The 26,038-nt window shown below is 61.2% G+C and carries 23 protein-coding genes and 1 riboswitch; of the genes, 13 read left to right on the top strand and 10 right to left on the bottom strand.

The features are described from left to right. Positions 1–54: 54 nt before the first annotated feature. Positions 55–174, bottom strand: a riboswitch (S-adenosyl-L-homocysteine riboswitch). A gap of 69 nt (positions 175–243) precedes the next feature. Further along, positions 244–1,038: an HAD-IIB family hydrolase gene (locus tag LNV09_RS23170; protein ID WP_263559433.1), complete on the top strand. Its 795-nt coding sequence runs from the start codon at positions 244–246 to the stop codon at positions 1,036–1,038. 17 nt (positions 1,039–1,055) lie between these two features. Here the strand turns inward: LNV09_RS23170 and LNV09_RS23165 are convergent, their stop codons facing one another. The 3 genes from LNV09_RS23165 to LNV09_RS23155 all read right to left on the bottom strand — a co-directional run bounded on the left by LNV09_RS23165 (position 1,056) and on the right by LNV09_RS23155 (position 4,413). Continuing rightward, positions 1,056–2,129, bottom strand: a complete 1,074-nt coding sequence (locus LNV09_RS23165) for a PEP-CTERM sorting domain-containing protein (RefSeq protein WP_263559432.1) — start codon at positions 2,127–2,129, stop codon at positions 1,056–1,058. A gap of 198 nt (positions 2,130–2,327) precedes the next feature. Beyond that, positions 2,328–3,428 carry a DNA glycosylase AlkZ-like family protein gene (locus tag LNV09_RS23160; RefSeq protein ID WP_263559431.1) on the bottom strand — a complete coding sequence of 367 codons (1,101 nt, stop codon included), beginning with the start codon at positions 3,426–3,428 and terminating at the stop codon, positions 2,328–2,330. Beyond that, complete coding sequence (locus tag LNV09_RS23155; protein WP_263559430.1) at positions 3,400–4,413, bottom strand: GGDEF domain-containing response regulator; 1,014 nt, start codon at positions 4,411–4,413, stop codon at positions 3,400–3,402. Before LNV09_RS23155 ends, LNV09_RS23160 begins: the two co-directional genes overlap by 29 nt. A gap of 239 nt (positions 4,414–4,652) precedes the next feature. On the opposite strand from LNV09_RS23155, the gene LNV09_RS23150 reads away from it, so the two are divergent. Then, positions 4,653–5,618, top strand: a complete 966-nt coding sequence (locus LNV09_RS23150) for a chemotaxis protein CheX (RefSeq protein ID WP_263559429.1) — start codon at positions 4,653–4,655, stop codon at positions 5,616–5,618. Positions 5,619–5,665: 47 nt separating this feature from the next. Then, positions 5,666–6,037: a response regulator gene (locus tag LNV09_RS23145; protein ID WP_263559428.1), complete on the top strand. Its 372-nt coding sequence runs from the start codon at positions 5,666–5,668 to the stop codon at positions 6,035–6,037. A 196-nt stretch (positions 6,038–6,233) separates the two neighbouring features. On the opposite strand, the gene metK is transcribed toward LNV09_RS23145, so the two are convergent. Further along, the gene (gene metK / locus LNV09_RS23140; RefSeq protein WP_263559427.1) at positions 6,234–7,415 is read right to left on the bottom strand and encodes a methionine adenosyltransferase; all 1,182 of its coding nucleotides are present in this window, start codon (positions 7,413–7,415) and stop codon (positions 6,234–6,236) included. A gap of 176 nt (positions 7,416–7,591) precedes the next feature. On the opposite strand from metK, the gene LNV09_RS23135 reads away from it, so the two are divergent. Continuing rightward, positions 7,592–8,476, top strand: a complete 885-nt coding sequence (locus tag LNV09_RS23135; protein ID WP_263559426.1) for a lysophospholipid acyltransferase family protein — start codon at positions 7,592–7,594, stop codon at positions 8,474–8,476. A 2-nt stretch (positions 8,477–8,478) separates the two neighbouring features. After that, the gene (locus LNV09_RS23130; RefSeq protein WP_263559425.1) at positions 8,479–9,366 is read left to right on the top strand and encodes an LpxL/LpxP family acyltransferase; all 888 of its coding nucleotides are present in this window, start codon (positions 8,479–8,481) and stop codon (positions 9,364–9,366) included. A gap of 104 nt (positions 9,367–9,470) precedes the next feature. Here the strand turns inward: LNV09_RS23130 and LNV09_RS23125 are convergent, their stop codons facing one another. From LNV09_RS23125 to LNV09_RS23115, 3 genes are all read right to left on the bottom strand, one after another. Then, the gene (locus LNV09_RS23125) at positions 9,471–11,378 is read right to left on the bottom strand and encodes a S8 family serine peptidase (RefSeq protein WP_263559424.1); all 1,908 of its coding nucleotides are present in this window, start codon (positions 11,376–11,378) and stop codon (positions 9,471–9,473) included. Next, complete coding sequence (locus tag LNV09_RS23120; RefSeq protein WP_263559423.1) at positions 11,375–12,538, bottom strand: phosphatase PAP2 family protein; 1,164 nt, start codon at positions 12,536–12,538, stop codon at positions 11,375–11,377. The genes LNV09_RS23125 and LNV09_RS23120 overlap by 4 nt, the downstream gene beginning before the upstream one ends. A gap of 72 nt (positions 12,539–12,610) precedes the next feature. Further along, positions 12,611–14,365 carry a hypothetical protein gene (locus tag LNV09_RS23115; protein ID WP_263559422.1) on the bottom strand — a complete coding sequence of 585 codons (1,755 nt, stop codon included), beginning with the start codon at positions 14,363–14,365 and terminating at the stop codon, positions 12,611–12,613. A gap of 120 nt (positions 14,366–14,485) precedes the next feature. Here LNV09_RS23115 and dapF point away from each other — a divergent pair, with 120 nt between their 5' ends. The 6 genes from dapF (at position 14,486) to LNV09_RS23085 (ending at position 21,080) form a co-directional block, all read left to right on the top strand. After that, entirely contained in the window at positions 14,486–15,349 is an 864-nt protein-coding gene (dapF, locus tag LNV09_RS23110) for a diaminopimelate epimerase (protein WP_263559421.1), read from the top strand. Next, positions 15,346–16,074, top strand: a complete 729-nt coding sequence (locus LNV09_RS23105) for a DUF484 family protein (RefSeq protein WP_263559420.1) — start codon at positions 15,346–15,348, stop codon at positions 16,072–16,074. The genes dapF and LNV09_RS23105 overlap by 4 nt, the downstream gene beginning before the upstream one ends. Further along, positions 16,052–17,044: a tyrosine recombinase XerC gene (locus LNV09_RS23100; protein ID WP_411969338.1), complete on the top strand. Its 993-nt coding sequence runs from the start codon at positions 16,052–16,054 to the stop codon at positions 17,042–17,044. The genes LNV09_RS23105 and LNV09_RS23100 overlap by 23 nt, the downstream gene beginning before the upstream one ends. Next, a complete protein-coding gene (locus tag LNV09_RS23095; protein WP_263559419.1) occupies positions 17,041–18,573 on the top strand; it encodes a hypothetical protein in 1,533 nt (510 codons plus the stop codon). Before LNV09_RS23100 ends, LNV09_RS23095 begins: the two co-directional genes overlap by 4 nt. Before the next feature lie 16 nt (positions 18,574–18,589). Continuing rightward, a complete protein-coding gene (locus LNV09_RS23090) occupies positions 18,590–19,771 on the top strand; it encodes a class I SAM-dependent rRNA methyltransferase (protein WP_263559418.1) in 1,182 nt (393 codons plus the stop codon). Positions 19,772–19,964: 193 nt separating this feature from the next. Further along, positions 19,965–21,080: a trypsin-like serine protease gene (locus LNV09_RS23085; protein ID WP_263559417.1), complete on the top strand. Its 1,116-nt coding sequence runs from the start codon at positions 19,965–19,967 to the stop codon at positions 21,078–21,080. A 49-nt stretch (positions 21,081–21,129) separates the two neighbouring features. On the opposite strand, the gene LNV09_RS23080 is transcribed toward LNV09_RS23085, so the two are convergent. After that, the gene (locus LNV09_RS23080) at positions 21,130–21,597 is read right to left on the bottom strand and encodes an Lrp/AsnC family transcriptional regulator (RefSeq protein ID WP_263559416.1); all 468 of its coding nucleotides are present in this window, start codon (positions 21,595–21,597) and stop codon (positions 21,130–21,132) included. Positions 21,598–21,763: 166 nt separating this feature from the next. Between LNV09_RS23080 and glmS the strand changes: the two genes are divergently transcribed. Continuing rightward, entirely contained in the window at positions 21,764–23,635 is a 1,872-nt protein-coding gene (gene glmS / locus LNV09_RS23075; RefSeq protein ID WP_263559415.1) for a glutamine--fructose-6-phosphate transaminase (isomerizing), read from the top strand. A gap of 455 nt (positions 23,636–24,090) precedes the next feature. Here the strand turns inward: glmS and LNV09_RS23070 are convergent, their stop codons facing one another. Together LNV09_RS23070 and LNV09_RS23065 are read right to left on the bottom strand one after the other, a co-directional pair. Beyond that, a complete protein-coding gene (locus LNV09_RS23070; RefSeq protein ID WP_263559414.1) occupies positions 24,091–24,345 on the bottom strand; it encodes an MbcA/ParS/Xre antitoxin family protein in 255 nt (84 codons plus the stop codon). Beyond that, the gene (locus LNV09_RS23065; protein ID WP_505191001.1) at positions 24,342–25,853 is read right to left on the bottom strand and encodes an integron integrase; all 1,512 of its coding nucleotides are present in this window, start codon (positions 25,851–25,853) and stop codon (positions 24,342–24,344) included. The genes LNV09_RS23070 and LNV09_RS23065 overlap by 4 nt, the downstream gene beginning before the upstream one ends. On the opposite strand from LNV09_RS23065, the gene LNV09_RS23060 reads away from it, so the two are divergent. Then, positions 25,852–26,038: hypothetical protein (locus tag LNV09_RS23060; RefSeq protein ID WP_263559413.1), on the top strand; the 187-nt coding region annotated here is incomplete at its 3' end. The two genes, LNV09_RS23065 and LNV09_RS23060, sit on opposite strands and share 2 nt — an antisense overlap.

Genomic DNA, 26,038 nt, shown 5'->3' with positions numbered 1-26,038 from the left:
TCTGATGGCGAGCCAAAGGACTTGGCTCGCAGCGTTCACCCACGCGAAAACGTCAGCGGGTGAGCGCGGTTGCAGGTTTTGCGGGTCTTGGTGGCCAAAGCGGCCGACGCTGCGAAACTTTTCCGAGCCTGGCCTGAGGGGATAAGAACTCAGGTTGCAACGCTCCTCGGAACAGGTGCAATTCTAGCCGTAAGCGGAATTTCAATGCGCGGAACAGGGCCAAGATTGCGGACAATCCCGCGTATGCATCCTTTCAGCCTATGCCCACCCGAGCGTCTGCGCAATTTGCGCGGCGTGTTGACCGATATCGATGACACGCTGACGGCCCATGGCGAAATTGCGCCGGCCGCATTGGCATCCTTGCAGGCCTTGCGTGACGCCAGCGTACCGGTGATCGCCATAACGGGTCGGCCAAGCGGCTGGAGCGAGCCCTTCGCCCTGGCTTGGCCGCTGCTCGCCATCGTGGCCGAGAACGGTGCCGTGATGCTGCGCCGTGATGAAGCGGGCTTGTTGCGGCGCGAGTTCAGCCAAGACGCGCCGACCCGGCGGGCCAACTTTTTGCGCCTGCAGACTTGCGCAGCCAATGTGCTCAAGCGCGTGCCGGGCACACGCTTGGCAACTGATTCGGGCGGGCGCTTGACAGACATTGCCATTGATCACCGCGAGTTCGCGCAACTCGACGCCGCCCAGATCGCAGCGGTCTGCGCCGTGATGTGCGAGCATGGCTTGGTCGCCACGGTCAGCTCCATCCATATCAATGGTTGGATCGGTGAGCACAACAAATGGACGGCCGCAGCTTGGACCGTGCAGGCGTTGCTGGGCGAAAAATTTGACGCCCAGCGATGGCTCTATATCGGCGACTCGGCCAACGACCAACTGATGTTCGAGCGCATGCCACTGTCGGTCGGTGTGGCCAATATTGCGCAGTGGGCGCCCCGTATGCAGCATCTGCCCGTCTATGTGACGGAGGCCGCGCGGGGCGATGGTTTTGCCGAAGTGGCGCGCGCGCTACTGCTCGCGCGCGCCGGCAACTCCTGATCGATCAGCCAGGGGCTTTAGCTGCGGCGACGCCGAATCAAAAAGCCCATCGCGGCCAAGCCTGCCAACATCAGCGCATAGCTTGATGGCTCTGGTACCGGTGGGTTGAACCCGCCGCCTCCGTTGCCAAAGTCCCAGTTGGTGTTGATGTCGTCGGCCGTGGCGGAATGGGTCACATTGCCGTAGAGCTGGCTGATGCCACCCAGGCCCGCTTGCTCGGCACCTGACTGCAGCGTGGACTCAAACGGCAACTCGATCGAGCTTATAAAGCCGGTGTGGGAGAAGTCCGACTCGGCGTTGACGTAAGCCTGTGACCATTGGTTCAAGTTGATGTTGAAGGCGGTGCCGTATTGGAAGAGGAGTTTCTTATAGGTGGTGCGGCTACCTGTCCAGGTCGGATCCGATGAACTGGTGTTGATCCCAAAGCTGCTGGAAAAGTTGACGCCAAAAGAGTCCACAAAACTGGAACCCAGTTGGCCCTCGCCGTAGGCGTATCCGTCGTTCCAGTTGTTGCCGACTGATGCGCTGGTGCTGCCGTCCAGTGTGAAGCCCACCAGGATGGCACCGTAGCTGCCCTTCTGGCGGTTTGGCGTTTCGTTGATTAAGAACTGCTGGTTCCAGTTGGCGCTGGCGTAGCTCCAAAGCTGGCTGTTAGGTGAAGTTACCGCTTCCCCCGCGGTATTGACGGTGGTTGATGTGGTCTTGGTGCGCAACAGCAGGCCATCGGCTTCGGCTTGACCGACGTAGCCAAAGCCATATTGGCCATTGTTGGTGACGATGTTGTAGATCGGGTCACTGCTTGTTTGGCCTGCGTCGATTTTGTAGTTGACGCTGGCCACGCCGCTACCTTGTCCCTGGTTGTTCCAGGATGATTTCCAATCGCTTGGCCCTTGCAGCGTAAAGCTGACGTCACCGAGCAGCGGGCTCGAGTAGGTGGTGCGAATATTGCCTTGAACCTGCGCGGAACTGGAGAAATAGAGCGGGTCGGCGGCTGCCGGCAAGGCGGCAGCCAGCGCCAACAGGCTGACGGCAAAGGGGGTGGCACTCAGGGTGCTCGGGCGAACAAGTCGAAGTTTTACTGAGGACAACATAGAGAACTCCCAAGTCGGTGGCCCGCCACAATTCACAACTCCGGATGAGCTGAGCGAGGCAGTTGGCCGTATAGAGCTGGCGCTGAGCCAGAGGCTCAAGTACAGCATTGGCGTCAGCGGCTTGTCACCGGGTAACCCCTTATTTCCCATGATCTAGGGGTGGGAAATATTACCCAATGACGAGGCGTTTGACCTGTGTCAACCGGGAGGCAGACCAAGGAACGAGGACATGCGTGCCAACTCGCTGCGCAGCGCCGATAGCAGTTCACCATCTTGTGGAGCGGAAGCCTCGACAAAGCCAAATTGCGCCCGCAACTCGGAATTTTCAACCGACAAATTGGCCCACCCCAACACCTTGCCACGCCACAACATGGGCAGCGCGTAATAGCCGAGCTTGCGTTTGGCAGCCGGCGTGTAGGCCTCGAACCGGTAAGCCCAGCCCCAAAATAACTCGAAACGCAGGCGGTCCCAAACGATGGGGTCGAAGGGCGCCAACAGGCGCAGCTCATCATCCAGGCGCCAGCGTTTGGACGCAGGGTTCTCGCCCTCGAGCCAGAACCATCGGATGCCGTCGATCTCGGCGCTGGGCAGCGTCTGCCGTGCTTGGTTCAGTGAGCGCTTGATTTCGGCGCCAAGGTGAGGGGATCCGTAGCCCAACAAGCTACACAAAGACCCAAGGCTGCGAGAGGGCAGCGGCGCGTATTTGGCCAATACCAACTGCAGCAAGGCATCGGCCTTGGCCTGCGGGTTGCGTTCGTCTTCGTGATGCGTGACCGCCGCATAGATGCGCTGGCCGGCCTCGCGCCGCTGCACGCGCAGCAGGCCACGGTAATGCATGCCGTCGAGCAAATGCGTGGTGGCGCTGCTGCTGCCACCCCAGGCATTCCGGGTGCTGCCGAGGTCCAAATGGGCTTGGATGTCGCGCGGGTGGCTGGGGCCATGGGCGCTGACGAAGCCGTGCAGCGTTTGCGCATGAGCTTGCGTCTTGGCGTCCCAGGCGCGCCGCGCCACGCGCGGATGCATCAGTTTCAAATGCTCACGCGGCAAAAAACCGTAGTTGACCAGGCAATCTTCCTCAATCGCCAGCTTGCAGTAGCGGCGTTCGAGGTCACCGGCACGGTAGTCTTTGACGCGCAGCCGCAAGGTCAGGTCTTGCGCACGCGCCGGGGCTCGGATCGGGTCGGCCTGCACAAAGCCGAGGCGCTTGATCGCGGCGGGCAGCGTGGTCGGGGTGAATAAGCTGCGAGCCACGGCGTAGCGCCGCAGATCTTCAAGGTTTGGCGCCGCTGCGCTGTTCATGGGTATCCATTTGCATTTCGAAACTGAAGAAACAATTGCGTCCGCGCGATTTGGCGGTGTAGAGCGCGTCGTCGGCGCGCCGCAGCAGACCCTCGACGGTGGTGGCGGGGTCGGGAATGCAGGTCGTGATGCCGCCCGACAAGGTGACGTGATCAGCGACAGCCGAGCCGGGGTGCTGGATCGCCGTCAAGGCCAAGGTCCGCAACACGGCGCGCGCAAAAGTCATCGCGCCGGAGCGCGGCGTGCCCGGCAGGATCAGAGCGAACTCCTCGCCGCCATAGCGTGCTGCGCAGTCGCGTGGACGCCGACAGGTTTCTTGCAAGAGGCGGGCGATGCGCTGCAGGCAGATATCGCCTTCGACATGGCCCAGCTTGTCGTTGAAACCTTTGAAATAGTCAATGTCACACAGCACCAGGGTCAGGCTTTGCTTGTCGCGCTGCGCGGCCAAAATTTCCTCTTGCAAGCGCGCATCAAAGGCCCGCCGGTTCGGCAGGCCGGTGAGGGCGTCCTCGTGGCTGAGGCGGGTCAATTGCTCGTTGGCCAAGCGCAAGTCATCAGACAATTGGATCAGCCGCATTTGCATTCGGCGCAAGCGCTGCATGGCGCGCAGCTTGGCCTGCAGTACGGTGGCGGAAACGGGTTTGATCAAATAGTCGTCGCCGCCTGACTCAATACCTTGCCAAAGGTCTTGGTCCGTGTCGCGGCTGGAAAGGAAAATAATGGGCGTCCAGCCGCCTGCTTCAGAGGCGCGCAGCTGGCTGGCCACCCAATAGCCGTCGTGGCCGGGCATTTCGACGTCCAGCAGCACCAAATCGGGGGACTCCGTTTGGAACAGGGTCAAGGCACGATCGCCCGTGTCAGCTTCCAGTACCAAGTGGCCGGCGGCCTGCAGTTGGGCCGCCAAAATGCGGCGAGCTGTCGCTTGGTCATCGACCACCAAGATCCGCAATGCGGGCAGGGAGGATGCTTGTAGAAGTTCTGACATGAGCTTCAGTAAGTTAGGCGGGCTTCGAGGGAGCTGGAGCAGCGCAATTATGCGGCGAGCGATAGCAAGGTCCAGCGGGTTTGCGAGTAGAAGCGCGGGCGGCATTGGCCCATGTCATCGAGTGCTACAGAATTCGGGAGGCTTGCCGAAAACGCTGAAGAGCGCCTAGCTTTTGAGTCAGGCGAATTCGTTGTTTGCTAATCGGCACAGGGCAGGGCGGCGGCGCACTGCGAAAAATCATGAGCAATTCCACCCTCCTCGAAGCCAAGGTTCTGCTGTTGGAACATGACCCAGAGCAGTATCAAGTCCTGACCGACTTCTGCCAGTCGATTGGTCTGATTGCGTTGCCGCGCTCGGCCAGTGACGCCTTGGCTACGCTGGGCAAGCACAAGGATCTGGGCGGTGTGCTGCTGGCAGACAATCTGCCCTGTGACCAGGGCGACGCGCTGCAACTGGCCTGTGCGATTCACAAGCTGCGCCCCGAGTTGCCGATCTTTCTGCGCCGTAGCAGCGGTCGCGTGCTGAATTCTGCCGAGGAGCTGGCGGTGTGCCAGCACTGGACCACCGGTGACACCGACACCCTGCGTGCCGCCATCGATCACGCGATCTTCAGCCTCAGCTACCCGCGCAGCCTGGTGCAAGGCATCGCCGAGCTGACCTGCTCATCGTTGGTGGCGATGTTCCCGAACGCCCAGGTGGTGGCCGAGTCGCCCTATGTCGTGCACGACCGCATCATTCATGGTGAGGTCTCAACTTTGATCCCGATCGAAAGCACCTGGTGCCGCGGCTACATGATGCTGCAGACCGAGGAGAATGCGCTGCGCCAAGGCTTGATCCAGGGTTTCAGCTATGAAGGCGTGGGCGGGGATCTGAATTTCCGCGAACTCAACAATATGTTGGGCGAAACCACCAATCTGATCTGGGGCGCGTTCAAGAATCGCTACATTCCCCCTCAGGAACTGAGCAAGCAGCAAACCCAAGTCCCCATCGTCATCAACCACCAGCACAAATACATTTCCTTCGGCTCGCAAGACCCGCAGCTGTGTCTGCGCTACCAGTTGTCTGACCCGGCGCGGCCAGGCATGCCGCCGCTGGTGATTGTGCAAAGAGTGATCTTCAATTTGCATTGGTCGCCCGAGGAGTTTGCGGACTTTGAGGCCCATGCGGTGAAGGCCGGGCCGACAGGTGAGTTGGATCTGTTTTGAAACGAGTGACGCAAGCTGTCCGATCGACTTAGCAAGGAATTGAAGATATGGCGAATGTTCTTGTGGTTGACGACTCCAGCACGATGCGGGAGATCGTCTCCAGTTTCCTGAGCAAGAACGGGTTTGAGGTGGCGGTCGCCGTCGATGGGCGCGATGGGCTGGCGCAACTGCGCATCGATCCTGAGATCAAACTGGTGGTCAGTGACTTCAATATGCCGCATATGGACGGGCTGACCATGGCCGAGAAGATCCGTACCGAGCTGGGCAATCAATTGGTACGCATCGTGATGCTGACGACCGAAGACAATCCGCAGATGCGTGCGCGCGGCAAGGCCATTGGCGTCACCGGGTGGATCGTCAAGCCGTTTCGGGGTGAGGCAGTGCTCGGGCCATTCAAGAAGTTGTGCGGGATGAGTTGATGGGTTCCGAGTGTAAAAAAGGGCCGCACAACTCACTGTGCGGCCCTTTCGTTTTGGCGGGTCGTGGCTTGGCGGTTTTACAGGCCAGCGGCTGCACGTAGAGCAGCCGCTTTGTCCGTCCTTTGGTCTCTGCTCACGTCCGCTGGGCGGAAATGAGCATCGCCCGCGAACCGGCGCTGCGCTTCGCGCAGTGGGCTTATAGCCCAGCTGCCGCGCGTAGCGCCGCAGCCTTGTCGGTTCTCTCCCAGGTGAACTCGGGCTCTTCGCGGCCGAAGTGACCATAGGCCGCCGTCTTGGTGTAGATCGGGCGCAACAGGTCCAACATCTGGATGATGCCCTTGGGGCGCAGGTCGAAATGCTCTTGCACCAAGGCGGCCAGTTGGTCATCGGGAATCTTGCCGGTGCCTTCGGTGTAGACGGTCACGTTCATAGGGCGGGCCACGCCGATCGCATAAGCGACTTGGATCTGGCATTGACGCGCCAGGCCGGCGGCAACGATGTTTTTCGCCACATAACGTGCTGCATAAGCGGCCGAGCGGTCAACCTTGCTGGGGTCTTTGCCTGAGAAGGCGCCGCCGCCATGTGGGCAGGCGCCGCCGTAAGTGTCAACAATGATCTTGCGGCCGGTCAGTCCGCAGTCACCTTGCGGGCCGCCGATGACGAAGCGGCCAGTCGGGTTGATCAGGTATTTGGTTTCCTTCAGCCACTCTTTGGGAAGCACCGGCTTGATGATCTCTTCAATCACCGCCTCGATGAACTCAGGCTTCATCTTCGTGCCGTCGCTCATCTCCGGGCTATGCTGACTGGACAAAACCACGGTGTCAATCGAATGAGGCCGGCCGTCCACATAACGCATGGTCACCTGGCTCTTGGCGTCCGGGCGCAAGAAGGGCAGGCGGCCGTCCTTGCGCAATTGCGCTTGGCGCTCGACCAGTCGATGCGCGTAATAGATGGGCGCGGGCATCAACTCGGGCGTCTCGTCACAAGCGTAGCCGAACATCAGGCCCTGGTCGCCGGCACCGATATTGAGGTGATCGTCGGACGCATGATCCACGCCTTGGGCGATGTCATTGCTCTGCTTGTCATAGGCGACCAGTACCGCGCAGCCTTTGTAGTCAATGCCGTATTCGGTGTTGTCGTAGCCGATGCGCTTGAGCGTGTCGCGCGCGACCTGGATGTAGTCCACGTGGGCGTTGGTGGTGATCTCACCGGCCAACACCACCAAGCCGGTATTGCAAAGAGTCTCGGCCGCAACGCGGGAGCGCGGGTCTTGCTCAAAAATTGCGTCGAGAATCGCGTCCGATATCTGGTCCGCGCATTTATCCGGGTGACCCTCGGAAACGGATTCAGAAGTAAATAAGAAATCGTTGTTCGCCACTTTTACACTCCAGTTAACAGTTGATCGGCGTTGCCGTGCTGTCGGGAGACGCGGCGAACGCTTTAGCAGCATTTGTTGAGCATCGCTGCCCGGCGGGTGTTTCATTCTTGTGAATAAAGCCCGCATCGCCCCGCAAGTTGTCCAATTTAACTCGGCGATGTTTGGATTATAGAAATATGTTGATGTTGTTTCGAATGCTGTCCCGTTTGCCCCTGCGGGTACTCCATGCCTTGGGGGCCGCCGCAGGTTGGCTGGCCTATGCCGCATCAAGCAGCTATCGGCAGCGTTATCGGGCCAATGTGCAGATTGCCGGTCTGCCCTGGGCTGCGGCGCGAGGCGGCATCAAAGAGGCCGGGCGCATGATTGCCGAAGTGCCCTGGCTGTGGATGCGCCCGCATGACGTGGCCTTGGGCGACAAACTGCAGTGGCGCGGCGCCGAGTTGATTGAGCAAGGCTTGGAGGCTGGGCGCGGCTTGGTGTTTTTAACGCCGCATCTGGGCTGTTTCGAAATTTGTGCCCAAGCTTTTGCCGAGCGATTTGCCGAGTCCGGCCCGGTCACGGTCTTGTTCCGGCCCGCCAAACAGGCTTGGTTGCGCTGGGTGATTGACGCTTCGCGCGGGCGACCGGGCTTGGAAACTGCGCCGGCCAGTTTGGCGGGCGTGCGGCAAATGATTCGGGCTTTGCGAAAAGGCCAATGTGTTGGCCTTTTGCCGGATCAAGTGCCTCCAAATGGACTGGGTGTGTGGGCACCTTTCTTTGGTCGCCCGGCTTACACCATGACCTTGGCCGCGCGTTTATTGCAGCAAACCGGCGCCAGGGCTTTGCTGATTTGGGGTGAACGTTTGCCAAAGGGGCAGGGCTATGTTGTCCATGTGCTGCCGGCAGCGCCGATCGCCGCCGATTTGCCTGCAGAATCCGCCGCTGTCCTCATCAATCAAGGCATGGAAGAAATGATCCGACTCGCTCCTCACCAGTATCTTTGGGGCTACAACCGCTACAAGCATCCGCGAGGCCTGGACATCGGTGCTGCGCCGGTTGCCGCGCCCAAACAGGAGGCATGAGCATGGGTGCTCGCATCGCAGCTCACCTCGCCATCGGGCTGCTGTGGCTGCTGCATTTTTTACCGCTGAGTGTGTTGGCCGCGCTCGGGCAGGGCCTGGGCGCTTTGCTCTGGCTGCTGGCAAAAAAGCGTCGGCGCATTGCCCTGCGCAATCTGGCCTTGTGCTTTCCGGAAAAGTCGAGTGCAGAGCGGGATCAATTGGCGCGCGAGCATTTCGGCTGGATGGGCCGCAGCATCTTGGAGCGCGGCTTGTTGTGGTTCGCCTCGCCCGAGCGCCTGCGCCGACTCATCCGCATCAAGGGCGACATCAAAGTGGCCGAGAAGAGCGCGGCGCCGGTGATGTGGTGGGTGCCTCATTTCGCGGGGCTGGATGTGGTGGGCAACGGTTTGATGCTGAATCAGCAGACGCCAGGCGTGTTTGTCTATCAGCGCCAAAGCAACCCGGTCTTCGACGCGCAGATGCTGGCCGGCCGCAGCCGTTTTGGCGCCACCACCTCGGTCATGCGCGAAGAAGGTATTCGGCCCGTGTTGCGGTTGATTCGCGAGGGGCATGCCTTCTTCAATTTGCCGGACATGGATTTCGGCCGCAAGGATTCGGCCTTCGTGCCCTTCTTTGGCATTCCCACCTGCACTTTGTTGGCGCCGGGCAAGATCGCCAACAGCATGGGCATGTTGGTGGTGCCGCTGGTGGCGACCATGTTGCCGGGCGGGCAAGGCTATGTGCTGGAGGTTTGGGCAGCGCCGCCCGGCTACCCGAGTGGCGATCTGGAGGCCGATGCAGCGCAGATGAATGCCTGGCTGGAGCAGCGCATCCGCGAGAATCCGGCGCAGTATCTGTGGGTGCACAAGCGCTTCAAAACGCGGCCCGAGGGTGAGCCCGGTTTCTATTGACCTCAGGCGTGCTTGCCTGAGGGGGCATCAGTTTGATCGCCCAAAGGCCGGCTGCTTTGGGCATGGGCTCGGCATCAATCCCTTGCGTCAAGCCGGCATAGCCCTCAGTCACCGGGCTTGAGTGGCCATGTTGGCTGCCCTTGCTGGCTGCCGCTACGGGCCAGTGCTTGTGGACTCAGAAAGTTCAGCCATTGTTCGGGTTGTGCTGGCAGACCGCCCTGTGCCAGACGGTTTGCCCAGCAGCGGGCAGCTATTGGTGCAGCCACACTGGTGCCGCCCATCCGGACCCAACTCCCAGACAGTACGCCGCTTGCCACCAAGCCCGGTGAGAAGGCCCCTTCATCGGCCACTGCGCGAGCATTGACTCGCTCGGTCCGAGCCGAAGAGTTCATGGGATTGGATTTGGAGGAGTAGAGCGCATCCGCGCCGTCCGACAGGCGGGCAGCGCCCACCACCAATGGCAGTTTGCCGGTCGCCAACCCATTCAGGCTGCCAGCGGCGCCGAGGCACAGGCCCTTTGCGTCTGCCAACACCGATTGCACCGACTCGGCCTCGTTCCAGCGCGGCAAATCTCCTTGCACGCGGGCTTCGACCGTCAGCGTGTGCTTGCCTGAATTCCGCAACTCAACCAGCCAGCGTCCGGCGGGCAAGGCGCCTCGTTTTCCGGTCACGGGCGCTAAGCACAATTGGCCGCGTCCTTTTCCTTCTTCGCTGCGCGCTTGCAGCATCAAGCGACCCAACAAGAGGTCCGCGCAACGCAAATCACATTGCTCCCCGACCGCGACCCAATCACTCTCAAAAGGCGAGCAAACACGGATCTGAAGGTCTGCAACTTGCTGGTCAACCTCGCCCCACCAAAACTCTAGAAATGAATCGGTAGGGTCATGGGGCTGCAGGCGCCAAGTCAGGCTTGCCACTGAATTGGGCTGCATGGTTCCGCCTGCGTTGGTGCCGTTGCCCGGGTCAACCATGGTGTCCGCGCCATTGTTGCCGGCCGCCAGCACTACCAGCAGGTGCCGGCGCGCACGCATCAAGCCGTCAATCGCCTTTTCCAGCGCGGAATTGCTGTCATGTGGTCCGGCCAGCATGCCCATGCTGATATTGACAACGATGGGCGTGCCGGGCGCATATGTGTCGGCATGGGCAAGGATGTAGTGCAGCCCGTCAAGAACTTGGGCGATAGTGGCCGTGCCTGTGGTTTGGCCCTCGGGAGCAGCAGGGATAGACACCAGCAGCAAAGGCGCATGAGCGGCAGCATCGTCGACTTGCGGCTTTGCCCCGGCAGCAAAACATCGTTCATCCGTTCGGCCGGCCAGCGTGTCCAAGACATGCGTGGCGTGGTCAGGCCGACCTATTGCATGGTTGAGGAGCAATTCTTCCAGCCCCAAATCCCTGTAAATGCTCAATTCCTCATGAGGGCCTTGCGCGGCAATCGCCCGCAGACGATTCAGTCGCTTGGCGTCCAACTCTCTGCCATGCCCGCCCTGTGCGGGGGCCCACAATAAACTGCGGGCGTTTTCTGCTTGGTCCCAGAAGGAAAGCAGTCGCGTTTGCCGTGGCTTGGATACCTCCGAAAAACACATATTCAGCACAGCACCGCCACGGTCAATGGCGGCAAGTATCAGCTTGGGGCGCTTGCGCGCTGAACCGGGCAACTTGGGTTTTCGCGCCACCTTGTTGGGGTCGAAGGGCATAGGCTGAGACATTTCGGACTCCGGCAGGGCTGCAGCCACATCGTCCAGCACCGACACATGCGCCCACAACACGCCCCAGGCGGTATCGCTAGGATTCCAAGGACTTGCACAAAGGCGCTTTGCTGGGCCCAGACGTGCCATCAGACTATCCCAGCGTGGGCCGCGGGGCGCAAGCATGGGCACCCAGGCCGGCACTTGCTCACGGGCTTGGCCCTTCCATGCGGTCGCCAAAGACCAATCCAAATAGGGGTCGCGTGGCCGCCCCTTGACCGGAGCTTGCCAGGCCGGCGAATCGCCCATGGCCACAGGCAATTTCACGACTGCCACTCCTGCATTACCAGCGACCACAGCTTGCTGTGGTCCTGCAAAGGAGCAATGCGCAAATAGCCGTCCTCGCTGCATTCAGGACTCTGATGGGCTGGGCCTGCTTCGTTGGGTATGCCCTGCTGCGGTGCGCCCCAAGGAGCCGCGCCAAAGCGTCGCACGGCAATCGGCGCTTCTATGGCCTTGACCCCGGCCAAGAGGTAGTCGGCAACGGTTTCACCCAGCAATCGGCCCGCCAGACTGTCGACCGGAAAATGAACGCCGGCGACCACCCGGTTCTCCGCAATGCGCAAAGCCATCCGGCGCAGCATCAATTGAATGTCGGCGCCAGCGCCTGCGCTGGCGAGTAGATGGCTCAACAAGGCGGCAATCAACGCAGACTCGCCGGCATGCCCGCTCGGCAGGCTGCCATGTGAGGGCACATCGATCATGGGCATGAGCCGTGGCGAGATCAACTGCGGCCGTGCGCAGGCCAACTGTTGCTTGATGCGCATCTGCAGCGACATCTGCAAGGCAAGGGCCGAGCCCAGAAATTCCAGCGTGCGTGGCATGCGGTGAACGGGCAGTTGAGCCGCCGTCAATAGAAATGCCAAGGCCGAGTCAGCCTGCGCATGCACTTCCAACAAGCGCGTTTCACGCAAAGGCAGCAACTCGTCGACCAAATTGGCCTGAGCCTCGAAATACTTGCGCGGCGGGCGCCGCAGGCTGATCAAATCGGCCCACTCCCAAGCTGTCGATGCAGGGGCCGACTTGCCTGCTTTCGCTTGCGAAGTCTGTTGCGCGTTGTTCTGTTCGGCCGCAAGAGCTTGCAGGTAGCGCAAGCTGACGACTTGCGCCTGCGCATCAACTTCGACACGCAAACCGCTCAAGGCCTCGGCCAGCAAAGACTCGGCCCGGTAGCGCTCACCCATGTCTCGCCAAGGCGCTTGGCCGAGTTCATATTCGGGCGGCGCGCCGGGCGAATCTAGCCCAAGCGTCAGGTACCCGCGGATGGCAACCAAACAAGCGCTGAATTCCGGGTCACCGCCTGCGGTCAGCGGCAAGGCGTCGCTCGACCTGCCGATGCCACCATTGCGGCCGATGCCGCCATTTCGACCAATGCCGCCGTTGCGACCAATCCCCCCTTGGGGGTCTAAGGCATTCAAGTTTTTCATACTGCTCCCTAACGTCCAAAGTTGGCGTGCCAGCGTTACTGCCCGCACCCTCGGCAAAAGCGTTCGCTCAAGTCAAGCCTCGGCCAAGCCCGCTTGCTGCAAGTCAAGGGCAAACTCTTCGGCATGCGCAGTGCCGCGCCCCCAATAGCTGGCCCGGAACTCACCCACCGTGTAGTCGGGCCAGAACTCCAGCAAACGCGCAAGCGCCTCCCTGGACTGGGGGCCGTGGCCCAGCCGAGCATGCGCGATGGCCAGATAGATCAGCGTTGGTGCATGGCCAGCGTTCAAACGCATGGCGTTCTGGGCATGCAGGATGGCGGCCTCGGCTTGCCGATTGGCCAGCAAGGCGTGGGCACAGACCGAATCGATGAAATGGCGCCAGGGGTCGAGTGGCGACAAGGCAAGCGCCAGCTTGGCAGACTCGCAGGCTTGCTGGGTCTGCCCTCGGTAGGTCTGGTGAAGGGCAAAGAAAACCAAGGCCAAGCTATTGCTTGGATTGGCGGCCAAGGCGCTTTGATGGTGAGCCGCGCTGAGGTCCATGGACTGCGGCCCTAATGTCTGCGCCAGCATGGACTGGGCATGGCCGGTCAGTGCATGCGCGAGCGAGTGATGTTGATCAAATTCCAGCGCCTGCTGGCACAGATTCAAGATCGTCGGTGCGACTTTTGTCGCGCGCGCACCCTGGGCAATCTCGAGCAAATGCCATTGGGCCAGCCAAACCAAGGGCTCGGGATGCCGGGGCAGTTGTTGTCGCAGGTATTCCAGCATGGCACGACTCTGCTCAAACGAGGCCGGCACCAGCTTGTGCATCATTTGCGTAGCAGCATTGAGCAGTTGAAAATGCTCCAGCTTTTCCCAGGCATGCCGGCGAGCCGCCTGCATGCTGCTCGCTTGCAAGACGGTATGAATGTCCTCGCATGCCTGCGACAAAGGGAAGACGTCGGCATACAGCAAGTCCACCAATTCAAACTCTGTGCGCTCCTGCCAGACAACTTGCTGCTGATGTTGCGAGTGCAAGCTCAATTGCAAGAACACGCGTCCGTTCACGCCCAGGGTGCCGCTGCAATGCAGTACGTATTGCGCCCCCAGGTGTTTGAAGGCATCACTGAGGATTTCGCGCGAATGGCGCAGGCCCTGGCTGGACCGTGCCGACAGCACATGCAATTGCGAAGATCTTGACAACGCCACGATCAACGCATCAAGCACCATGTCCGCGACGGCCGCATGACGTGCGTTGCTGCTGCCGCCGAATTCGGGCGGCAGCACCGCCAAGGTAGCTCCCAGATCCGAGTAGCTTGGAGCATGCGTGGGCGCGTCGGCGTTGAGGCTGAATAGATGGGGGCCTTGTTCAGTGCCGTCCTGAGGCCGGATCTGGTCTTGCAAGGGCAACAGCCAGGGCTGAGTCAGCCCGTCCACCGCAGCGGCACTCAGGCTGAGAACGCCGAACTGCGCGCCGGCCGCAATGCGTTTGGCGGCCATCAATTCATCGGTTTGTGGGCTCTGCGCATCGGCAAGCGCATGCACACCGAGGCGAAAGCGAAGTGCTCGTTCCGGGGCTGCAACGGCCTGCTTTTGCATCAGGCGGGACGCGGCCTCGACCAGGGATTGCGTGTCGGAGGAGGTGAGCGCAAAGCCCTCGCCCGGCAGGTCCAGCAAGAGCCGACGCGGGGGTTTGGGCAAACAACTCAGCAAGGCCTCCGAGGCTTGCCGGCAAGCAGTTTGAGCGTGCAAGGGCGTCAATACATGACGAGCATCCAAACTTGCCAGCAAGACTGCGCCTGAGCCCTTGTTTCCCGAGCTCAGCCACTCGTGTTCCAGATTGGCCATAAATCTCCTTGCGACGAAGTCGGAGCAGGATTTTTTGGTGCAGCGCATTATGAGTGCAGCCCTCAATGCGTGACAAGGCTGGGAATGCTGCTGGGCAACAACGCCCTGATAATGTCGGGGATGAAACTGAGCTTCACCAAAATGCAGGGCGCCGGCAATGACTTTGTGGTCATCAATGCGCTGCAACACCCGCTGACCCTGTCTCCCGAACAGATTCGCCGCCTGGGCGACCGCCGTTTTGGCGTCGGCTGCGACCAGATCCTGGTGATAGAGCCCAGCGAGACAGCCGGCGTGGATTTTCGCTACCGCATCTTCAATGGAAGTAGCGGCGAGGAGGTTGAGCATTGCGGCAATGGGGCCCGCTGCTTTGTGCGTTACGTGTCCGAGCATGGCTTGTCGTGCAAGCGCAGCATCCGTGTGCAGACGGTCAATGCGGTGCTGGACTTGCATTTGCGCGATGACGGCCGCGTCACTGTGGACATGGGCGCGCCGCTGTTCGAGCACGCCTTGCTGCCCTTCGATTCAAACGGGCTGAGTGCCAGGGTTTTGAATGGCTTTGAGCTCTGGCCGCTGGACGGTCTGAACTGTGAGGTGGCCGTTCTGTCGATGGGTAATCCGCACGCGGTGCAGGTGGTGGCCGGCGATGTGGACGCGGCGCCGGTGTTGACGCTGGGCCCTTTGGTCGAGACGCATCGCCGGTTCCCGCGCAAGGTCAATGCCGGCTTTATGCAAGTCGTGTCGCGCAGCGAAGTTCGCCTGCGCGTGTTCGAGCGCGATGCCGGTGAAACGCTGGCCTGTGGCACCGGGGCCTGCGCGGCAGCGGTCGCAGGCATTCGTTTGGGGCTGCTGGACGAGGCCGTGGAGGTGCACGCGCGTGGCGGCGATTTGAAAATTGAATGGGCCGGCCTGAGTGCCGGCTTGGCCGCGTCGGTCTTCATGACCGGCCCGGCACAAACCGTATTTGAAGGAGAGATAGCGCTGTGAGCAACCAACAAGAGCCAAGGCAAGTGATTACCGAGCAAGATATCGCCGATTTTTTGGCCAAGACGCCGGGCTTTTTCGAGCGCCATGCCGAGTTGCTGGCCACCGTGCAGCTGAGCCATCCGCATGGTGCCAGGGCGGTGTCGCTGCAGGAGCGCCAGGCCGAGATGCTGCGCGACAAGATCAAGGGCCTGGAGTCCAAGATCATCGAGATGATCCGTAACGGCCAGGAGAACGTCGGCATCGCCGATCGCCTGCACCGCTGGACCAAAAGCCTGATGCTGACCGCCGACGCTGCACAGCTGCCGGCCGTATTGCTGCAAGAGTTGCGCCACCAGTTCATGATTCCGCAGGCCGGGCTGCGTCTGTGGAATGTGGCACCCGAACATGCGCAGGCCGACTTTGCGCAGACCGTCAGCGCCGATGTAAGGAGTTTCGCCCTCAGTTTGAGTCAGCCCTATTGCGGCATCAACTCGGGTTTCGAGGCGGCGCAGTGGTTGCGCGCGGACGAGGGCGGCAGTCACGGCGCGGCGACCTCGCTGGCCTTGATCCCTTTGACTCATGGCAAACCCAGCCAGAGCTTTGGCTTGCTGGTGCTTGGCTCGCCCGACCCGACCCGCTACACGGCCGAGATGGGCACCGAGTTCCTGGTCCGCGTGGGAGACATCGCCAGCGCCGCCTTGGCCAGATTGCTGGCGCCCAGTGGTGAAGCCAGCACACCGGTCTGAGCAGGGCGCGCAAGGCGAGGAGCCGCAGCCCCTGGCGGCGCCTCTGAATGCTTACCTAGACTATGCGCGGGTGCAGCGGCGCTTGGCGCCGCGCAGCCTGGTCATCTACGCGGACGCCTTGCTGCGCCTGCAAGACCTGGCCGGGCAAAGCGGCATGGCCTTGCTGACGCTGCGCCCCCATCAAGCGCGGAGCCTGGCGGCCAAGTTGCACGGTGAGATTGAATTGGGCCCGCGCAGCATGGCGCTGCATCTCTCGGTTTGGCGTGGCTTGTACCGTTGGCTCGGCGCCGAGCGCTTGGTCGAGATCAATCCCTTTGATGGCCTGCGCGCACCCAAGGCGGCCAAGCCATTGCCCAAGGCCTTGGCCGTGGATGACGCGGTGCAGCTGGCGAATTTCAGCAGCAGCTCAGCCGATGCCGCTCAGGCCGTGGACGCGAGGCTCGAAGCGCGCGACCGTTGCATGGTCGAGCTGCTCTATGGCTGTGGCTTGCGGGTGTCCGAGTTGGTCGGGCTGGACGCACAGGCCGGACCTGCTTCCCTGGGTTGGATCGACCTTCAGGCAGCCGAAGCGACGGTCTTGGGCAAGGGGTCAAAGCGCCGCTCGGTGCCGATCGGTGCCGCCGCCATGGCCGCTTTGGTGCAGTGGTTGCAGGTGCGCGGGCAGCTGGCGCGCAGTGATGAGCCCGCACTGCTGGTGGGCCAGCGCGGCGCCCGTTTGGGGGCGGTGCAGATCCGTGCGAGTTTGAAGGCACGGGCCTTGGCGGCTGGCATGCCGACCCATGTGCACCCGCATATGTTGCGGCACTCGTTTGCCTCGCACATCCTGCAGTCCAGTGGGGATTTGCGCGCGGTCCAGGAGTTGCTGGGCCATGCGCATATCACCACGACGCAGATCTATACGCAGCTGGATTTTCAACACTTGGCCAAAATTTACGACGCCGCCCATCCGCGGGCAAAGAAAAAACAATGACGGTTAAACACTTTTCTATCTTCCCGGCCAGCGTGCTCGCGCTTGCGATGGCCGCAGCAATGCCTGTGCTGGCCCAAACTTCATCCACCGAGCTGGTGCGACCCGGCTCCGTCCGTCCGGCCACCGTTGAAAGCAGTTGGACGCCCGTGCGCTTGCCCAATGGCGACCGCATTGCTCTGCTGAGCTTGAGCTATTTGATGGCGGTGGACGAAGATTGGGGCTTTGGCCCCAGCGTCTACGGCGCAGCCAAGGGCAATTACGGCGGGCTGTTCACGATGGGTTTCACCGGCCAGCGGCGCTGGCGCTTGAGTTCATCGACCCATCTGGCGGCCGGTTTGTATGCCGGCGCGGGCGGCGGAGTCGGGTCGGATCAGGTGCGCTTTGGTGGCGGCTTGATGCTTCGCCCCGAGCTGTCGCTGCGGGTGGAATCGGGCAGCTGGTACGGCGGCGCAGCACTTGCTCATGTGCGCTTCCCCAGCGGCAATGTGTCCGACACCAGCCTTGGACTGGTGCTGGGGCGGGCGAGCGACTTTGTCAGTTTTGCGCCCAGTGATGCCGGCAAGCCCGGCCGTACCAGCCAACGCACCGGCTTGGGCTTTGACGAGATCGCCTTGCAGGGCGGCTTTGCCTACCCACGCGCCGGTACACGCGATCGCAGCGGCAAGCCCAACACCGGGCGCATCGGCTTTGCAGGCGCCGATCTGCGCCAATACATTGCCGACGGCAGTTGGTGGGGTGTGGAGGCCGCCGGTGCGGCGCAAGGCGGCGTTGATGGCTATATGGAGGTGCTGGCCACGGCCGGCCAAGACTGGCCGCTGTTCGGCCCCAAGCTGCGTCTGGGTGGGCAGCTAGGCCTTGGCTTGGCCGGCGGAGGCAATGTCGATACCGGCAATGGCTGGCTGCTGCGCGCCGGCCCGACGCTGCGCTGGATCAGCCCCTGGGGTGCCACCGTGCGGCTGGATGGCGGCTTCAGCTACGCGCCGGATGGTCAGTTCTCGACCCGTTTTGTGCGTCTGGGTCTGGCACTGCCCTTGGATCAAACGCCTTCGATCAGCAGCAGTTTGGAGCAGCAGTCCGGCATCGTGCGCACCCAGCAAATGTTCGCCAGCTACCAGTACCTGCCCAAGGTTCGCTTCAAAGACGGCAGCGAGGACGCGATCGGCCAGATCGCGTTTGTGATGACGCGCGAGCTGACGCCAAGCCTGTACGGTGTTGCGCAGGCCGGCAGTGCGGCCACCGGCAAGGCCGGCGCCTATGCCTTTGGCCTCTTCGGTGCGGGCCTGCAGTCACCGCAGTTGCTCGGCGGCGCGCGCTTTGGCGCCGAGTTGTTGGCGGGCGTAGCTGGCGGCGGCGGGGTGGATGTTGGCAGCGGTGCCCTGTGGCAGGCCGAAGCCTACGGCCAATGGGAGCGCGAGCACCTGCGCGTGCGGGCCGGTCTGGGCCAGTGGCGCACCATGCGCAATGGCGCGCAGACGGCCCAGATTTTCAATCTGTCGGTCGGCTATGCCTTCGGCAGCCTGGCCCGCTGAGGGCCGAGAGGAAACCATGAAAACAATCGTCATACGTGCGGGCAAAGAGCGTTCTCTGCAGCGTCGCCATCCTTGGATATTTGAAAGCTCGATCGCGCGCGGCGGCGCCGACGCCGGCGAAACGGTGCGGGTCGAGGCGGCCGACGGCAGTTTTCTGTGCTGGGGCGCATTCAGCCCGACCTCGCAGATCCGCGTGCGCGCCTGGAGCTTCGACGAGGCCCAGCGCATCGACGCGGCTTTCTTCGAGCAGCGCATTGCGCAAGCGTTGGCCATGCGAACAAGGCTGGCGATTCAATCCGACGCGCTGCGCCTGGTCCATGGTGAAGCTGACGGCCTGCCCGGCCTGGTCGTGGATCGCTACGGTGACACCCTGGTGGCGCAATTCTTGGCCAACGGCGTTGAGCGCTGGAAGGAGCTGATCGCCGATCAGCTGCTGGCCGCCACCGGCCTGACGCGTTTGTACGAACGCTCTGACGCGCAGGTTCGCGGCCTGGAAGGCTTGGCGCAAAAAACCGGCTGGCTGCGTGGCGGCGGCGCGACAGAAGTGGCGATCAGCGAACATCAATGGCAACTGACGCTCGACGTGGCCGAGGGTCACAAGACGGGTTACTACCTGGATCAGCGCGACAACCGCAAGAAATTTGCTGAAAGCGTGCGACAGTTTGGCTGCAAGACTGTGCTGAATTGCTACAGCTACACGGGGGGGTTCTCGGTCGCCGCGCTGGCCGGCGGGGCCGAGCAGGTGATCAGTATTGACTCATCCGGGCCGGCGCTGGCACGAGCCCAGGCTCATGTGGTCTTGAACGGGTTTGACACGGCCCGCCATCAGGCACTGGATGCCGACGTCAACGCGACCTTGCGTGCGTTCATCAAGGAAGGTCGACAGTTTGACGCCATCGTGCTCGACCCGCCCAAGTTCGCCCCTACCGCCGCACATGCCGAGCGCGCCGCTCGGGCCTATAAAGATATCAACCGTTTGGGCCTGATGCTTTTGAAGCCGGGCGGTCTGCTGTTCACCTTCTCCTGTTCAGGCGGCGTGGGCCCCGAGCTATTCCACAAAATAGTCGCCGGTGCCGGCTTGGACGCACCCTGTGACGGCTTCATCATTGACCGCGTCGGCGCCACGCCAGACCACCCGCAGACCATTTGTTTTCCCGAGGGCGAATACCTGAAAGGGCTGTTGATTTTGAAGCGTTGATGGCTAGGCTCATGGTTTACCTCTACGCGCTTTTCAGGAGTGAGTCGCACGCTGAGGGCGTGGCATATTCACGCCATCGATGGTTGCGGGAACGTCGAAAAAAAGCGCGGCCCCGTGGCAAAACGGCGGGTGTCAAAAGGTAGAGGCGGCGGCATCAAAAAATGTGCCGCCGCAAACGGAGGGAGTTAGAACCATGGCGAAGCACTCAAAATTCACATCCATCGCGGCCGCTGCCGCCCTGCTGGCATTGGCCGGCGGCGCGCAAGCCGGTGGGGCTCAGACCCCGGATACCGGCAACACCTCGTCGCCGTCCAACTGGCGTTTCGCGCCCGGCCAGGTGTTTGATGGTGTTGCCGGCGCCCTCGACGGCGTGGCGCGCCTGAGCTTCACCACGGCGGGTGGCGGTAGCTACGGTTGCTCGGGCTCCTTGCTGGCCGGCGGCCAATATGTGTTGACGGCCGGACACTGCGCCGACGACTTCACCTCGATGAAGGTCGAGTTCGGTGCCTTCGGTGGCGCCGCGCAGCAGACCCGCACGGTGGCGGTCAGCGATGCGAGCTTGCATCCGCTGTGGAAGGGCTTCAATGCTTCGGCCGACGCCGGCTCCGATATGGCGATCCTGAAGTTGAGCGCGCCGGTCACCACCATCAAGGGCTATCAGCTGAGCACGACCAATGACGTCGGCAAGCAGTTTTTGATGGCCGGTTATGGCACCAGCGGCACCGCGACATCGAACAGTGGCCCGTCCTGGAACGATGGCAGCTATGGTCACTATGGCTACAACACGGTCGACGTGGACAGCAAGACCTTCAACAGGGCAATTGACCAAAACGTCGCCGGCTGGGGCTTTAGCGAGGCCTATTACACCGGCACGACCTATATGTCGGACTTTGACAGCGGCAGCGTTGCCAACAACACGCTGGGTCGTTTGGCCGGCGTGACGGGCAACCAGTGGACCAGCAGCACCGGTCTGGGTACCAAAGAAGCCTTGATTGCCGGCGGCGACTCGGGCGGCGGTGACTTCGTGCTGGTTAACGGCGAATATCAACTCAGCGCCGTGCATTCCTGGGGCTGGCAGGGCAATGCCGCAAATGGTACCGATGGCGCTTGCGATGTGTTCAAGTTGACGCTGTGCGACACCAAGTTCAACAACGGCTCCAGCTACGGCGATCTGTCGGGCTCCACCGCCGTGTTTGACCAAACGGCCTGGATCCTCGGTGTGACCGCAGTGCCTGAGCCATCGAGCTACGCCATGATGGCGCTTGGCTTGTTTGCCGTGGGTGCTATGGTGCGTCGTCGCAAGGCCTGAGTTTTGTTCTGAGTAAAGTCAAAGCGGCCCGACTGGGCCGCTTTTGCGTTCAGGCCCTCGGCAAGGCGATGCGCGGCTCGAACTTGCCGCGCCGCACGCTGAAAAACGCCTTCACATTGCGCACATTGGCGTCTTGCGTGAACAAGCGCATCACCAGTGCTTGATAGGCCACCATATCGGGTACCTGCAAGATCAGCACAAAGTCCGGCCCGGGCGAGACTTGGTAGCACTGCTGCACCGCCGCTTCCGTCAAGACCTTGGACTCAAAGGCCATCAGATGCTCGGCGCCCTGGCGGTCCAGCGTGATCTCAACAATGGCGCTCAGCCCTGCACCCAATTTCTCCGCCGACAGCAAAGCCACGCGGCGCTCGATGATGCCGCCGTCCAACAGCCGCTTGACCCGCCGCAAGCAGGTCGCCGGCGACACATGAGCGTGGCGCGCCAAGTCTTGGTTCGACAAGGAGGCGTCATCCTGCAGACAATCGAGGATGCGCAGGTCGGCGGAGTCCAAAGTCATGGTGGTGATTGATTCATTCATATCCATGTGTTTCGTGAAATATTGACCCATGAATTTGATGGTGTGGTTGATTATTTCATTTCTATGTGAATTTTGAAAGCAATGATTTCATTTGAATGCCTACGATGCGTTCCAGCCTAAACCCTTGTCGTCGGAGCAATCAATCATGTGTGGAATCGTCGGTGCCGTCAGTCAGCGCAATATCGTCCCCGTTCTGATCGAGGGCCTGAAGCGGCTTGAATACCGGGGCTATGACTCTTGCGGCGTGGCCGTGCATCAAAACGGCGGCCTCATGCGTGCGCGCAGCACCTCGCGGGTGGCCGAGTTGACCGGCTTGGCCGAGGAAGACGGTATCGCCTCCGGCACCGGCATTGCGCATACCCGCTGGGCCACCCATGGCGCGCCGGCCGTTCACAATGCCCACCCGCATTTTTCAAGCGGCCCGAATGCGACTGCGGACGCGGTTGGCAGGATCGCGCTGGTGCACAACGGCATCATCGAAAACCATGAAGAACTGCGCAATGAGCTGAAGGCGCGCGGCTATGCCTTCACCAGCCAGACCGACACCGAGGTGATCGCCCATCTGATTGATCACCTTTACAGTGGCGACCTGCTCGAAGCGGTGCAGCAAGCCTTGCCGCGCTTGAAGGGCGCCTACGCGGTGGCGGTGTTCTGCCGTGATGAACCGCACCGCGTGATTGCCGCCCGCGAAGGCTCGCCGCTGGTGCTAGGCTTAGGGCTGGACGCTGCGCAGGGCGAGAACTTCGTCGCTTCGGACGCTATGGCGCTGGCCGGCGTCACCGACCAGATCGTCTATCTGGAAGAGGGTGACGTCGTTGACCTGCAGTTGGGTCGTTACTGGATCAGCAATCTGAGCGCTCAGACTGGCCGTTATGAGGCCCAGCAGCGCGAAGTTCGCACCGTGCACGCGCACAGCGGCGCGGCCGAGTTGGGCCCATACCGCCACTATATGCAGAAGGAAATTTTCGAGCAGCCCACCGCGATTGCCAACACGCTCGAGGCCATCACCAGCATCAGCCCGGAACTGTTCGGTGACGGCGCCTACGGCATCTTCAAGGAAGTCGACTCGGTGCTGATCCTGGCTTGCGGCACCAGCTTCTACTCTGGCTCAACCGCCAAATACTGGTTGGAGGCTATCGCCAAGATCCCCACCAGCGTCGAGATCGCCAGCGAATACCGCTACCGTGACAGCGTTCCGAACCCGCGCACGCTGGTCGTTACGATCAGCCAGAGTGGTGAGACCGCGGACACGCTGGCCGCGCTCAAGCATGCCCGCGCGCAGGGCATGAAGCACACACTGACCATCTGCAATGTCTCCACCAGTGCGATGGTGCGTGAATGCGAGTTGGCCTATATCACCCGAGCCGGGGTCGAGATCGGCGTCGCGTCAACCAAGGCCTTCACGACCCAGTTGGTCGGCCTGTTCCTGTTGACCTTGGCCTTGGCACAAACGCGCGGCCACCTGAGCGAAGCGCAAGAAGCCGAGCATGTCAAAGCGCTGCGGCATTTGCCGGTGGCGGTGCAGGCGGTCTTGGCGCTTGAGCCACAGGTCATCGCCTGGAGCGAGGAGTTTGCCCGCAAGGAAAACGCCTTGTTCCTAGGGCGCGGCCTGCATTATCCGATCGCGCTGGAAGGTGCTTTGAAGTTGAAGGAAATCAGCTACATCCATGCTGAGGCCTATCCGGCAGGCGAGTTGAAGCATGGCCCGCTGGCGCTGGTGACGGCCGAGATGCCCGTGGTCACGGTGGCGCCCAACGACACCTTGCTGGAGAAGCTCAAGAGCAATATGCAGGAAGTCCGTGCGCGCGGCGGGCAACTCTATGTGTTTGCCGATGGCGACACGCAGATTGAGTCGGAGCCGGGTTTGCATGTGATCCGCATGCCTGAGCATTACGGTGCGCTAAGCCCTATTCTGCACGTCATTCCGCTGCAGTTGCTGGCCTATCACACTGCCTGCGCACGGGGGACGGATGTTGACAAGCCACGCAACTTGGCAAAGAGCGTGACAGTTGAATGAGCGGCACGCTCTTGTGCTGCTGTTGATGCGATAAACAAAGACTGTCAGGTTTTGGCTAGGCGGCTCGTGATTTCTAAAGAGTGTCAAAGTGCCCTGTTTCAGCAAATTGGCAAAGGCCAATAAAAACAAAGACTGTCAATCAGGCTGCTCCTCACTCTTTGCCTTGTAGGTCTCAGAGGGGGCATCGCATTGCGCAAACTGATTCCGATGACAGTTCGTAGCTGGCAGGGCTTAGCCGGCCCAGGCCACACCTAGGTCATTCATTCCACCGTGGGCGATACCGCCGCCGCGATTCGCGTCGAAATGCGTGTGCTGGAATCGACTTAAATGCATCGATGCTGTTTTCGCGCGCGCGCTGGCTGATGTTGGCTTCGGCGGTGTGTAGCGCTTCGCGCTTGCGTGGCTCTGCGGGCTGGCGAGTTAGCAAAGGTGTACAGGCAAGGCCTCGATGGCGATCAAGAGTAGGCCCCCGTCTGCATGCGGGCCAACAACGTGGCCACGAGGGCCTGGCCATCGGTCGTATCCATGAATGTCGCGGGTTTCCTTCCACCCAGGGCTGGCAGCGGGCTTTCCAGCCATTGCTCGACCCAAGCCGCAGCGTCGAACCCTTCTTGGTCGCCTGATTCCGCCACCATTTGCTGGACTTGGCCAACCAGCCGGGCCTTGCCCACCAGCCGCACGCTGTCGTTCGCCAAGTGTCCCTTGTTCACCAGCCGCTTCCCGCTTTGTCAAACTCTGCAGACTGATTGGGCGTGAAGGTATAACCCTTCAAATTGCCCTTTTGGATAGCCAAAAGGATCCATGCCGTTCGGCGCCCGGCACGCACATCTTCGGCTTCTTTGAGCTGCCGCTCCTCAAGAAGTGGCACGCAAAGGTCTCGATAGGCGCCAAGCTGGAAAAGCCACCCTCCTTTTGACGAGGCAAAGACCAGCTCGGCGAACAGCGGGTCGGATGACCTGACTTTGTCCAGTACGTGCTTCTTGGCGCCGGCCATCGTTGCGATGTGCACTTTCGGGCGGTCCGGCTCTGGGCACACAAACGCTACGAAGAACTCGGCAAGGTAGTCGCGGAGGATGCATGCATCGACCAAATACGCCTGCGCGGCCAGGTAGCCGAGCCAGGTGAAGCCGTCTTCGAATCGCAGGCCGGTGGAGATGTTCCGCTCAGCCGCGCGTAGTTGATCCAGCGGGCTGCTTATGGCACCCCGTTCTACCGCCAGTCCGTGGGTGTAAATCATTGTGGTGCCGACATCGGAGTGCCCAAGAAGTGTCTGAACGATTCGGATGTCATACCCATCTTGCAGCAAGTGAGTCGCAAATGCGTGGCGCAAAGTGTGGGGTGTTGCCGGCTTGTCGATCTTGGCCTGCGCCAAAGCCCGCTTGAACGCTCGCTGGAAAGCTTGGTCAAAGGCGTGATGGCGGGATGCTTCGCCGCTTTGCGAATCCACTGACCTCTGCGCCTGAGGAAACACCCAAAAGTCAGCCCATGAGCAGGTCCGGACAGGGGGCCGGCAAGATGCAGGCTGAGCCAATTCGCGCTCCGCCTTCACCTTCAAAGCGCTCTGACTTTCCATACGATCCAACTCCCACAAGCCGCGAGCCCTCTGCAACTGGAGTCGAAGCTCCAGCACAAGCTTTTGCGGAAGCATCACGACCCGATCCTTGTCGCCCTTGCCATGGCGAATGTAGAGCGTCAGACGCGAAAAATCGAGATCCTTGACGCGTAGCGTCAAGCCCTCCATGAGCCGAAGCCCCGTTCCGTACAGCAAACAAGCAAAGAGGCGATGCTCGGCTGGCAATGCGCCAAGAATCCTTGCGACTTCATCCCGGTCCAGCACCACCGGTAAGCGGCGATTGGTCTTTGGTCGATCAAGATCCAGCATCCATGGCAATTCCTGTCCCAACACGCTCCGGTACATGAATAGCAAGGCCGCCAGGGCCAAGCGGTGTGTATTGGTTGCTACTTTTCGCTCATTGGACAACCACGTCAAATAGGCCACGACTTCAGCTTGGCCCATCTCAGCCGGGTGTCGTTTGTGGTGGAATCGGACATAACTTAGAATCCAATGGACATAGGCCTCTTCCGTTCGGTCGCTGTAGTGCAAATATCTGATTCGCTCACGAACCTGATCGATGAGACGACTAGATAGCAACGGCGGCAGGCTACGGCGGACTTTTGCTTTGGAAAATCCAAATGTCGGGCTTGGTGAGGTAGACATGGTCTTACATGCCAAATTCAATAGCTGTTTATTTATACAGTCTATGAGATGCCAAGTTATTCTTCAAGAAAAGACTTTGCCGCGCACGATTGTGAAATTTGACGCCAAGCAGGAATCTGCTGCGCCCACTTTCAGTTATGGGCGCATAGCCGTCTCCAATGCAAGCATTCGCCACAATGATTGCC

It is taken from the genome of Paucibacter sp. B2R-40 (genome assembly GCF_025717555.1).
Classification (GTDB): Bacteria; Pseudomonadota; Gammaproteobacteria; order Burkholderiales; family Burkholderiaceae_C; genus Paucibacter_A.
This window is presented reverse-complemented; position numbering and strand designations above follow the sequence as displayed.

Bases quoted from the DNA above. Each gene is read 5' to 3' on its own strand.
- LNV09_RS23170 (WP_263559433.1), top strand. From the start codon at position 244: ATGCATCCTTTCAGCCTATGCCCACCCGAGCGTCTGCGCAATTTGCGC.
- LNV09_RS23165 (WP_263559432.1), bottom strand. From the start codon at position 2,129: ATGTTGTCCTCAGTAAAACTTCGACTTGTTCGCCCGAGCACCCTGAGT.
- LNV09_RS23160 (WP_263559431.1), bottom strand. From the start codon at position 3,428: ATGAACAGCGCAGCGGCGCCAAACCTTGAAGATCTGCGGCGCTACGCC.
- LNV09_RS23155 (WP_263559430.1), bottom strand. From the start codon at position 4,413: ATGTCAGAACTTCTACAAGCATCCTCCCTGCCCGCATTGCGGATCTTG.
- LNV09_RS23150 (WP_263559429.1), top strand. From the start codon at position 4,653: ATGAGCAATTCCACCCTCCTCGAAGCCAAGGTTCTGCTGTTGGAACAT.
- LNV09_RS23145 (WP_263559428.1), top strand. From the start codon at position 5,666: ATGGCGAATGTTCTTGTGGTTGACGACTCCAGCACGATGCGGGAGATC.
- LNV09_RS23135 (WP_263559426.1), top strand. From the start codon at position 7,592: ATGTTGATGTTGTTTCGAATGCTGTCCCGTTTGCCCCTGCGGGTACTC.
- LNV09_RS23130 (WP_263559425.1), top strand. From the start codon at position 8,479: ATGGGTGCTCGCATCGCAGCTCACCTCGCCATCGGGCTGCTGTGGCTG.
- LNV09_RS23120 (WP_263559423.1), bottom strand. From the start codon at position 12,538: ATGAAAAACTTGAATGCCTTAGACCCCCAAGGGGGGATTGGTCGCAAC.
- LNV09_RS23115 (WP_263559422.1), bottom strand. From the start codon at position 14,365: ATGGCCAATCTGGAACACGAGTGGCTGAGCTCGGGAAACAAGGGCTCA.
- dapF (WP_263559421.1), top strand. From the start codon at position 14,486: ATGAAACTGAGCTTCACCAAAATGCAGGGCGCCGGCAATGACTTTGTG.
- LNV09_RS23095 (WP_263559419.1), top strand. From the start codon at position 17,041: ATGACGGTTAAACACTTTTCTATCTTCCCGGCCAGCGTGCTCGCGCTT.
- LNV09_RS23090 (WP_263559418.1), top strand. From the start codon at position 18,590: ATGAAAACAATCGTCATACGTGCGGGCAAAGAGCGTTCTCTGCAGCGT.
- LNV09_RS23085 (WP_263559417.1), top strand. From the start codon at position 19,965: ATGGCGAAGCACTCAAAATTCACATCCATCGCGGCCGCTGCCGCCCTG.
- LNV09_RS23080 (WP_263559416.1), bottom strand. From the start codon at position 21,597: ATGACTTTGGACTCCGCCGACCTGCGCATCCTCGATTGTCTGCAGGAT.
- glmS (WP_263559415.1), top strand. From the start codon at position 21,764: ATGTGTGGAATCGTCGGTGCCGTCAGTCAGCGCAATATCGTCCCCGTT.
- LNV09_RS23065 (WP_505191001.1), bottom strand. From the start codon at position 25,853: ATGTCTACCTCACCAAGCCCGACATTTGGATTTTCCAAAGCAAAAGTC.